Origin of the sequence: Pseudomonas sp. 28 E 9 (assembly GCF_900004785.1) — a bacterium.
Lineage (GTDB): Bacteria > Pseudomonadota > Gammaproteobacteria > Pseudomonadales > Pseudomonadaceae > Aquipseudomonas > Aquipseudomonas orientalis_A.
Genome location: NZ_CVTK01000026.1, coordinates 228803 through 238609 on the forward strand (window position 1 = coordinate 228803; position 9807 = coordinate 238609).

The window sequence follows — 9807 nt, forward strand, 5'->3', positions numbered from 1 at the left end:
CTGACACACTGCAATCGGGGGCAAGCCCCCTCCCACAGGGGTTCAGTGGTGAATTTACAGGCCCACCACATCCTCCGCCTGCAAGCCTTTCTCGCCGGTCACCACGGCGTACTCCACCTGCTGGCCCTCGGCCAACGAGCGGTGCCCGTCACCACGAATGGCGCGGTAGTGCACGAACACATCCTTGCCATCTTCACGCTGTATAAAGCCGTAGCCCTTTGCATCGTTGAACCACTTCACGTTGCCGGTTTCGCGCGTTGTCATCTGTTCACTCCCACTGGTTTTTATTATTGAGTCGCTGGCGTTGAACTGCCGAGTATAAGACAGGTTCAAAAACCATCCACTCAACTTTACATCGCTGCTTTTTTGCCGATTTTCGGTGAATACGGCACACTACCCGCCCGAGCGCCTGCTCGGTTTTTTCCACTTGAAGCAGTTCGCCTATGACCCGCTCCCCGTTCCGCCGTCTGGTGTTTGGCACCTTGCGCCGACTGTTGTATCTCTGGGTTCGCTCGGAGACGATCAACCAGTCGTCCCTAACCCTTAACCTGGACCGCAGCCGGCCGGTGTTCTACGTCCTGCAATCGCCCTCAATGACCGAATTGGCCGTGGTCGATGCCGAGTGCACCAAGGCCGGCCTGCCGCGCCCGGTGCTGCCGGTCTCGGTGGGCCCGTTGATGGAACCCGCGGCGTTCTTCTACCTCACGCCGGATCCGGACTGGCTCGGCCGCCAGGACAAGCGCGGCGCACCGCCCACCCTGACGCGCCTGGTCAACACCCTGAGCGAACATGCCGAAGAGAATGCACAAATCATTCCGGTCAGCGTGTTCTGGGGCCAATCCCCCGAAAGCGAGTCCAGCCCCTGGAAGCTGTTGTTCGCCGACAGTTGGGCGGTCACCGGGCGTCTGCGCCGGTTGTTGAGCATCCTGATCCTCGGTCGCAAGACCCGCGTGCAATTCTCCGCGCCCATCAACTTGCGTGAATTGATCGAGCACAATAAAGGGCACGAACGCACCGTAAGAATGGCCCAGCGCATCCTGCGTGTGCATTTTCGTAACCTCAAGACCGCCGTGATCGGCCCCGACCTGTCCCACCGGCGCAACCTGGTGAAGGGTCTGGTCAATATGCCCCTGGTGCGCCAGGCGATCGCCGATGAAGCCGAGCGCGAAAAGATTTCGCCGGAAAAAGCCAAGGCCCTGGCCCTGCGCTATGGCAACGAAATCGCCTCGGACTACACCTACACGGCGATCCGTTTTCTGGAAGTGGTGCTGAGCTGGTTCTGGAACAAGATCTACGACGGCATCAAGGTCAATAACATCGAGGGCGTGCAACAGGTTGCCCAAGGCTACGAAGTGATCTACGTGCCGTGCCATCGCAGCCATATCGACTATCTGCTGCTGTCCTACCTGCTGTTCAAGAATGGCCTGACCCCGCCGCACATTGCCGCCGGCATCAACCTGAACATGCCGGTGATCGGCAGCCTGCTGCGCCGTGGCGGTGCGTTTTTCATGCGCCGTACCTTCAAGGGCAACCCGCTGTACACCTCGGTGTTCAACGAATACCTGCACACCCTGTTTACCAAGGGCTTCCCGGTGGAGTACTTCGTCGAAGGCGGACGCTCGCGCACCGGTCGCATGCTGCAGCCGAAAACCGGGATGCTGGCCATCACCCTGCGCAGTTTCCTGCGCTCTTCGCGCATGCCCATCGTGTTCGTGCCGGTGTACATCGGCTACGAACGTGTGCTCGAAGGCCGCACCTATCTGGGCGAACTGCGCGGTGCGAGCAAGAAGAAAGAGTCGATCTTCGATATCTTCAAAGTCGTCGGCGCGCTCAAGCAGCGCTTCGGCCAGGTGGCGGTCAACTTCGGCGAGCCGATCAAGCTGGCGGAGTTTCTCGACCACGAGCAACCGGACTGGCGCGCCCAGGAACTGGGCCCGAACTTCAAGCCGGCGTGGCTGAATGAAACCACCCACCGCCTCAGCGAAAAGGTGGCCCGCCACCTCAACGAAGCCGCCGCGGTGAACCCGGTGAACCTGGTGGCGTTGGCGCTGCTGTCGACCACCCGCCTGGCCCTGGACGAACAAGCCATGGCCCGCCAGTTGGACCTGTACCTGGCGCTGCTGCGCCGCGTGCCCTATTCACCCCACACCACCCTGCCGGAAGGCGATGGCCTGGCGCTGATCAAGCACGTCAAGGACATGGACCTGCTGTCGGAGCAAAGCGATGCCCTGGGCAAGATTGTCTATCTGGATGAGCAAAATGCCGTCCTGATGACCTATTACCGCAACAACGTGCTGCACATCTTCGCCCTGCCGGCGCTGCTGGCGAGCTTCTTCCAGAGCAGTTCGCGGATGAGCCGCGAGCAGATCCTGCGCTATACCCAGGCGCTCTATCCGTACCTGCAATCGGAGCTGTTTATCCGCTGGTCACTGGAAGAGCTCGATGGCGTGGTCGATCAGTGGCTGGAGGCCTTTGTCGAACAGGGCCTGCTGCGTTTTGAAAACGGCGTGTATCTGCGCGCGGCGCCGAGTTCGCGGCATTTTGTACTGCTGACGCTGCTGTCCAAGAGCATCGCCCAGACCTTGCAACGCTTCTACATGGCGATTTCGCTGTTGCTCAACAGCGGTCAGAACAGCATCAGCGCCGAAGAGCTGGAAGACCTGTGCACAATCATGGCCCAGCGCCTGTCGATCCTGCATGGCCTCAATGCCCCGGAATTCTTCGACAAGAGCCTTTTCCGACATTTCATCCAGACCTTGCTGGAGCAAGATGTGCTGCGCCGCGACGAAGCCGGCAAGCTGAGCTATCGCGACTTGCTCGGTGAACTGGCGGAAGGCGCGGCCAAACGCGTACTGCCGGCGGACATTCGCCTGTCGATTCGCCAGGTGGCGCTGCATCGCGTCGATGGCGCCGCCGAGCAAGCGGTGGACCCCGCGCAAACCCGCTAGATTGAACAAGGCGCCGGGAAGTTTGCGGCGCCGTTGAAAAGGAGCTGCACCATGAAAAAGATCATCCTCCTGGGCCTCACGGCCCTGCTCGGAGCCTGTCAATCCATGACACCCGCCCCAAAGGCCAGCCTCGACGGCGAAGTGTTCTACCTGCAACGCATCGCGTTGCCGCCTGCCGCCACCTTGAGCGTCAGCCTGCAGGACGTGTCCTTGATGGACGCCCCGGCCGTGACCCTCGCCGAACAGAAAGGCCCGATCAAAGGCCAGGTGCCGCTGCCGTTTCACCTGAGCTATGACCCGGCGCAGGTCAAGCCTGGCCACAGCTACTCGGTCAGCGCTCGCATCGAGGTGGATGGCAAGCTACTGTTCACCACCACGCAGCGCCATGCGGTACAGCTCAATGGCCAGGACCCACAGCCACTGCGCTTGCGTGTCGACGCGGTAGCCCACTGAATTCAATCATAAGGAAGCGCCCATGCTCCGTAACCCTCTTCGCCTCACTGCCCTGTTCACCGGACTGCTGCTGGGTGCCAACGCGATGGCGCTGGACCTTGGCAGCCTGTCCCAGGGCGACGCCAGTGGCGGGCTGAAGGATGCCTTGACCCAGGGCGCCCAGATCGCCGTGAAACAACTGGGCACGCCAGGCGGTTTCAGCAATAACCCCGAGGTCAAAATCGGCCTGCCGGGCAAGCTGGGCAAGATCGCTGACAAGCTGAAGATGTTCGGCATGGGCGATCAAGTCACCCAGCTGGAAACCAGTATGAACAAAGCGGCGGAAACCGCCGTGACCCAGGCTCAGCCGATCCTGGTCAATGCCGTGAAAAACATGAGCGTGACCGATGCCAAGGGCATCCTCAGCGGTGGTCAGGATTCCGCCACCCAATACCTGAACACCAGCAGTCGCGAACAGATCCGCGCCAAGTTCCTGCCCATCGTCAAGGCTGCAACCGACAAGGTCGGCGTGGCCCAGCAGTACAATGCCCTGGCCGGCAAGGCGGCGGCGTTTGGTGCAGTGGACGCCAAAAGCGCCAACGTTGAAAACTACGTGACCGAACAGGCGCTGGACGGCTTGTTCAAGATGATCGCGCAGCAGGAAGAAACGATTCGCAAAAATCCGGCAGCGGCCGCCACCAGCCTCGCCAAGAAAGTGTTCGGCGCCCTGTAAACGCCTCTGTGCACCCGAGCAGGTGGGGAAGGATCACCTGCCCGGGAGCGCCTACCACACCTTTAAAACAGCTTGGCGCCCAGCCCGCCAAAGATCACCGCGCCCAGTGGCATCACGCTTACGCCGAACTTGATTGCGCCGCCTACGCCACCGCCATTGCAGTCGGGCTTGGGTTTGCATTTGTCGTTGCAGTCATCTGCCGGTGGTTTGGGTTTGGCGCAGTTGCCGCCACCAAAGCTGCTGTTGACCGAAACGCTCAACGATTTACCGATGAATAGTCCCATGGGTTACTCCTTGAATCATCAGATTTGAGATCCGGCCAGACGGCGTGAAGACCGTCGGACCGAATACCTGTCATCAGGTAGTCCATGAGTGGCGAAACGTTAAGAAACGTTCCTCGCCATAATCAGCGTCATTCCTGTTTGACCCTGAACCACGCCGCGTAAAGCGCCGGTAGAAACAGCAGCGTCAGCGCCGTCGCCACAATCAGCCCGCCCATGATTGCAACCGCCATCGGCCCGAAGAACACACTGCGTGACAGTGGAATCATCGCCAGCACCGCCGCGAGTGCCGTCAGAACGATCGGGCGGAAACGCCGAACAGTCGCTTCAATGATCGCCTGCCATGGCGTCAGCCCCGCCTTGATGTCCTGTTCGATCTGGTCCACCAATATCACCGAGTTGCGCATGATCATCCCCGACAGGGCAATCGTGCCGAGCATGGCCACGAAACCAAACGGCTGACGAAACACCAGCAGGAACAACGTGACGCCGATCAAGCCCAGGGGCGCGGTCAGAAACACCATCGCCGTGCGTGAGAAGCTGCGCAGTTGCAGCATCAGCAAGGTCAGCACGACCACGATGAACAATGGCACGCCGGCCTTCACCGAGTTCTGTCCGCGCGCAGAGTCTTCAACCGTGCCACCGACTTCCAGCAAATAGCCGTCAGGCAACTCGGCGCGCACGCCTTCCAGAGTCGGCAGGATCTGCTGGACCAGGGTCGCGGGTTGTTCCTTGCCGTAGATATCGGCGCGCACGGTCACCGTCGGCAGGCGGTTACGGTGCCAGATGATGCCCTCTTCAAAGCCATACTCGAGGGTTGCAATCTGCGCCAGGGCCACACTTCTGCCGTTGTCGGTCGGTACCGCCAGGCTTGGCAGCCGCGACAACTCGGTGCGCTCATGGACGGTGCCGCGCAGGAGAATCTCGATCAACTCGTTGTCCTCCCGGTACTGGCTGACGGTGGAGCCGGTCAGGGAGCTTTGCAGGAATTTCGACAGGTTGGCAGTGCTCACGCCAAGCGCCCGGGCGCGGTCCTGGTCGATATTCAGATAGACGATCTTGCTCGGCTCTTCCCAGTCCAGGTGCACATTGACCACGTGGGTATTCTCGCGAACCCTGGCCGCGACTTTGCGCGCCAATGCGCGGACTTCTTCGATGTGCTCGCCGGTCACGCGAAACTGCACCGGGTAGCCCACGGGCGGACCATTCTCCAGGCGGGTAACGCGCGAACGCAGGTCAGGAAACTGTTCGTCGAGGGTTTCAATCAGCCAGGTGCGCAGGCTTTCGCGTTCTTCGATGGTGTGTGCCAACACCACAAATTGCGCGAAGCTGGCAGCCGGCAGTTGCTGGTCGAGCGGCAGGTAGAAACGCGGCGAACCGGTACCCACGTAGGCCACGTAGTTGTCGATGCCGGCGTGTGCCTTGAGCAAGGTCTCGAGGCGTTTGACCTGGTCGGCGGTGTTGCTCAGGGAAGCGCCTTCGGCCAGTTTCAGGTCGACCATCAGCTCCAGGCGACCCGAGGCCGGGAAGAACTGTTGCGGTACGAAACGAAATAGCCCAACCGAGCCGATAAACAGCAACAGGGTCAGGACAATCACCGTCTTGCGCCGACGTACACACCACTGCACCAAACGTCTTACACGCTGGTAGAAGGGCGTGCCGTAGGGGTCCGGACCGTCGGTGCCGTGCTTGGCCGCATGTATTTTCGCCAGGTCCGGCAGCAGCTTTTCCCCCAGGTACGGTACAAACACCACCGCAGCGACCCATGAGGCCAATAAAGCAATGGTCACTACTTGGAAGATCGACCGGGTGTACTCGCCGGTACTCGATTGCGCGGTGGCAATCGGCAAAAAGCCTGCGGCGGTGATCAACGTGCCGGTCAGCATGGGGAAGGCGGTACTGGTCCAGGCGAAGCTTGCGGCCTTGATCCGGTCGTAGCCCTGCTCCATTTTGATCGCCATCATCTCCACCGCGATGATCGCGTCATCCACCAGCAAGCCCAGGGCCAGCACCAGGGCGCCCAGGGAAATTTTGTGCAGGCCGATACCCAGGTAATACATGGTGGCAAAGGTCATGGCCAGCACCAGCGGAATCGCCAGGGCCACTACCATGCCGGTGCGTACACCCAGGGAAAAGAAGCTCACCAGCAACACGATGGCCAAGGCTTCGGCCAGCACCTGGACGAATTCGCCGACACTGGTCTTCACCGCTGCGGGCTGATCCGAAACCTTGCGCAATTCCATGCCCGCCGGAAGGTTCTTCTGCAAGCGTGCGAATTCACGCTCCAGTGCCTTGCCCAGCACCAGAATATCGCCGCCTTCACGCATGGCCACCGCCAGGCCGATGGCGTCCGCGCCCATGTAACGCATGCGCGGTGCCGGTGGGTCGTTGAAACCACGGTGGATATCGGCCACATCGCCGATCCGGAAAGTCCGGTCCCCTACCCTAATAGGGAAGTTACGGATCTCTTCCACGCTCTTGAAGTTGCCCGACACCCGCAGTTGCACCCGTTCACTCGGGGTTTCAAAGAAGCCGGCGGTCGACACCGCATTCTGCTCCTGCAAGGCTTGCTGCACAGCGGCCAGTGGCAGGCCGAGGGTGGCGAGCTTGAGGTTGGACAGCTCGATCCAGATCTTCTCGTCCTGCAGGCCGAGCAGCTCGACCTTGCCCACATCCGGCACCCGTTGCAGCTGAATCTGAATACGGTCGGCGTAGTCCTTGAGCACGGCGTAATCGAAACCGTCACCGGTCAAGGCGTAGATATTGCCGAACGTGGTGCCGAATTCATCGTTGAAAAACGGCCCCTGGATATCCGGCGGCAAGGTCTGGCGGATATCGCTGATCTTCTTGCGCACCTGGTACCACAGCTCGGGAATCTGCGCCGAGTGCATGGCGTCACGCGCGATGAAGGTCACCTGGGACTCGCCGGGCCGCGAGAACGAGACGATGCGCTCGTACTCGCCGGTCTCCATGAGCTTTTTCTCGATGCGCTCGGTGACCTGGCGTGACACTTCCTGGGCGGTTGCCCCCGGCCAGTTGGTCTTGATCACCATGGCCTTGAAGGTGAAGGGAGGGTCTTCGCTTTGTCCCAGTTTGGTGTAGGACAAGGTGCCGACGACCGCCAGCAGGATCATCAGGAACAGTACAATCTGGCGATTACGCAACGCCCACTCGGAAAGATTGAAACCCATCGGGGACTACTCCTTGGCCGCCAGATTCACCACGCGGTTGGCGCGATCCACCGGGCGCACCTGCTGGCCCTCATGGAGCACATGCACGCCCGCCGCAACCACCCAGTCGGTGGGCGCCAGGCCTTCCAGTACCGGCACGCTCTTTTCGCCAAACGCGCCGATGCGCACGGGGATGCGCTTGAGGGTGTTGTCCGGCGCCACACGCCAGACATAAGACGCGCCGTTCTCCGCACTCAGGGCAGACAGCGGCACCGACAGTGGCATTACCCCGTCGACCGGAATGAATACCCGAGCGCTTTGCCCGAGTTCGGCAGGGACTTTGCCGCCAGTGAATGCCACCCGTGCGGCGAAGGTGCGCGACTTCGGATCGGCGGCGGGCGAGAGCTCGCGAATGCGTCCGGCAAAGCGTTGATCCGGCTGGCTCCACAGTTCAACCGAGACCGGCTGGCCGATCTTGAAGCGGCCGAAGCCTTGCTCCGGCAGGCTGATCACCACTTCACGCTCGCCATCGGTGGCCAGGGTGAACACGGTTTGGCCGGCGGCGACGACCTGGCCCACTTCCACCGCACGCTTGGCAACGACACCGTCCTGGGGCGCACGCAGCACGGCATACCCGGCCTGGTTGCTGGACACGTCGAACTCAGCCTTGATCTGCTTGAGGCGTGCCACACCGGCTCGATAGAGATTTTCGGAATTGTCGTACTGGGAACGGCTGACCATCTGACGGTCCATCAGGGTCTTGTAGCGGTCACGCTCGGCGCGCACCAGGCTCAGGTTGGCCTCGGCGCCAGCCACCTGGGCACGGGTGGCTTCCAGTTGCAGGCGTACATCCTGTGGGTCGAGCTCGGCCAGGGGCTGGTTGGCCTTGACCCGCTCGCCTTCCTCCACCAGGCGCTTGCTGACTTTGCCGGCGATGCGAAAGGCCAGGTCCGGCTCATAGCGGGCGCGCACTTCACCGGGATAGCTGTCCACCGACTGCGCCAGGGGCTGGGGTTGTACCACCATGGCCGGGCGAGGGGCAGTGGGGGCCGCTTCTTCATGGCCGCACGCGGCCAACAGGAAGATCAGACTGACAGGCAACGCAAAGGGCAGGAAAGTGCTGCGCATGCTGTGGGACCTTTCGCAAATGAGGCTTGGAATAATTATACTGGCCGGTATGTTATTAATACCAAACTCGCCAGTCCAGTATTAAAGGTGAAAATGTCCGACAATCCTGTAAACACCAATAGTCCCGGGCGTCCCAAGGACATGGCAAAACGCCAGGCGATCCTCGATGCCGCCAAATCGCTGTTCCTGGGCAAGGGGTACGCGAACACCAGCATGGACGCCGTCGCCCTTGCGGCCGGGGTATCGAAACTCACCGTCTATAGCCACTTCACCGACAAGGAGAACCTGTTCACCGCGGCGGTGGTGGCCAAATGTGAAGAGCAATTGCCGGTGATGTACTTTGAGCTGCCTGCAGGCATGCCGGTGGAGACCGTGTTGCTGAACATTGCGCGGGGCTTCCATCGGTTGATCAACAGTGAGGAGTCGGTGAATCTGCATCGTTTGATGATGACCACCGGCAATCAGGACGTGAAACTCTCACAGATCTTCTTTGAAGCCGGCCCCATGCGCATGCTGCAGGGCATGGAGCGCCTGCTCGGCAAGATTGACCAGGGCGGCGCCCTGAGCATCGACAAACCCTTCAAGGCCGCGGAGCACTTTTTTTGCCTGCTCAAGGGCACGGCGAATTTCCGTTTGCTGTATGGCTGCGGGGGGGAACTGAGCGAAGAAGCGGCCGAAGAGCATGTTCGGGAGGTGGTGGGGTTGTTTATGCGGGCGTATGGGGCGTAGGTATCTACGCAGCTTTGATATGACACCGGCATGTGGCGAGGGAGCTAGCGCCCGATGGCGGCATCCGGGCCGACCAGGATGTTAGTGTCGATCCCGGTCCAATGTGGGAGGGGGCTTGCCCCCGATGGCGGCATCCGGACCGACCAGGATGTTAGTGTCGATCCCGGTCCAATGTGGGAGGGGGCTTGCCCCCGATGGCGGCATCCGGGCCGACCAGGATGTTAGTGTCGATCCCGGTCCAATGTGGGAGGGGGCTTGCCCCCGATGGCGGCGTCCGGACCGACCAGGATGCTGGATCAGATCGAGTACATATCCGTTTCTGCGGTAACGGCTACTTAGGGTTCCGCTTTTACAGCGGCTCACTTTTGAAAAGCGCAAAAGTAAGC

General features: G+C 61.0%; 8 protein-coding genes. 4 read left to right on the top strand and 4 right to left on the bottom strand.

The window, feature by feature from the left end:
* Positions 1 to 54 precede the first annotated feature (54 nt).
* Positions 55 to 264, bottom strand: a complete 210-nt coding sequence (locus BFQ00_RS05725) for a cold-shock protein (RefSeq protein ID WP_065886074.1) — start codon at positions 262 to 264, stop codon at positions 55 to 57.
* A gap of 179 nt (positions 265 to 443) precedes the next feature.
* On the opposite strand from BFQ00_RS05725, the gene plsB reads away from it, so the two are divergent.
* The 3 genes from plsB to BFQ00_RS05740 are packed head-to-tail and all read left to right on the top strand — an operon-like array spanning position 444 to position 4113.
* Positions 444 to 2948: a glycerol-3-phosphate 1-O-acyltransferase PlsB gene (gene plsB, locus BFQ00_RS05730; protein ID WP_065893345.1), complete on the top strand. Its 2505-nt coding sequence runs from the start codon at positions 444 to 446 to the stop codon at positions 2946 to 2948.
* Between the two features lie 51 nt (positions 2949 to 2999).
* Positions 3000 to 3401 (top strand): YbaY family lipoprotein, encoded by a 402-nt coding sequence (locus tag BFQ00_RS05735; protein WP_065932868.1) that lies wholly within the window; start codon positions 3000 to 3002, stop codon positions 3399 to 3401.
* Between the two features lie 22 nt (positions 3402 to 3423).
* Positions 3424 to 4113, top strand: a complete 690-nt coding sequence (locus tag BFQ00_RS05740; RefSeq protein ID WP_065886071.1) for a DUF4197 domain-containing protein — start codon at positions 3424 to 3426, stop codon at positions 4111 to 4113.
* Between the two features lie 62 nt (positions 4114 to 4175).
* Here the strand turns inward: BFQ00_RS05740 and BFQ00_RS05745 are convergent, their stop codons facing one another.
* From BFQ00_RS05745 to BFQ00_RS05755, 3 genes are all read right to left on the bottom strand, one after another.
* Positions 4176 to 4397, bottom strand: a complete 222-nt coding sequence (locus tag BFQ00_RS05745) for a hypothetical protein (RefSeq protein ID WP_065886070.1) — start codon at positions 4395 to 4397, stop codon at positions 4176 to 4178.
* Positions 4398 to 4525: 128 nt separating this feature from the next.
* On the bottom strand, positions 4526 to 7585 hold the full coding sequence (locus BFQ00_RS05750; protein ID WP_065932869.1) for an efflux RND transporter permease subunit: 3060 nt from the start codon (positions 7583 to 7585) through the stop codon (positions 4526 to 4528).
* A 6-nt stretch (positions 7586 to 7591) separates the two neighbouring features.
* Positions 7592 to 8692, bottom strand: a complete 1101-nt coding sequence (locus BFQ00_RS05755) for an efflux RND transporter periplasmic adaptor subunit (RefSeq protein WP_065932870.1) — start codon at positions 8690 to 8692, stop codon at positions 7592 to 7594.
* Positions 8693 to 8785: 93 nt separating this feature from the next.
* Here BFQ00_RS05755 and BFQ00_RS05760 point away from each other — a divergent pair, with 93 nt between their 5' ends.
* Complete coding sequence (locus tag BFQ00_RS05760) at positions 8786 to 9421, top strand: TetR/AcrR family transcriptional regulator (RefSeq protein ID WP_065932871.1); 636 nt, start codon at positions 8786 to 8788, stop codon at positions 9419 to 9421.
* Positions 9422 to 9807: the final 386 nt, after the last annotated feature.

Coding starts and splice junctions, on each gene's coding strand:
- BFQ00_RS05725 (WP_065886074.1), bottom strand. CDS start 264: ATGACAACGCGCGAAACCGGCAACGTGAAGTGGTTCAACGATGCAAAG.
- plsB (WP_065893345.1), top strand. CDS start 444: ATGACCCGCTCCCCGTTCCGCCGTCTGGTGTTTGGCACCTTGCGCCGA.
- BFQ00_RS05735 (WP_065932868.1), top strand. CDS start 3,000: ATGAAAAAGATCATCCTCCTGGGCCTCACGGCCCTGCTCGGAGCCTGT.
- BFQ00_RS05740 (WP_065886071.1), top strand. CDS start 3,424: ATGCTCCGTAACCCTCTTCGCCTCACTGCCCTGTTCACCGGACTGCTG.
- BFQ00_RS05745 (WP_065886070.1), bottom strand. CDS start 4,397: ATGGGACTATTCATCGGTAAATCGTTGAGCGTTTCGGTCAACAGCAGC.
- BFQ00_RS05750 (WP_065932869.1), bottom strand. CDS start 7,585: ATGGGTTTCAATCTTTCCGAGTGGGCGTTGCGTAATCGCCAGATTGTA.
- BFQ00_RS05755 (WP_065932870.1), bottom strand. CDS start 8,692: ATGCGCAGCACTTTCCTGCCCTTTGCGTTGCCTGTCAGTCTGATCTTC.
- BFQ00_RS05760 (WP_065932871.1), top strand. CDS start 8,786: ATGTCCGACAATCCTGTAAACACCAATAGTCCCGGGCGTCCCAAGGAC.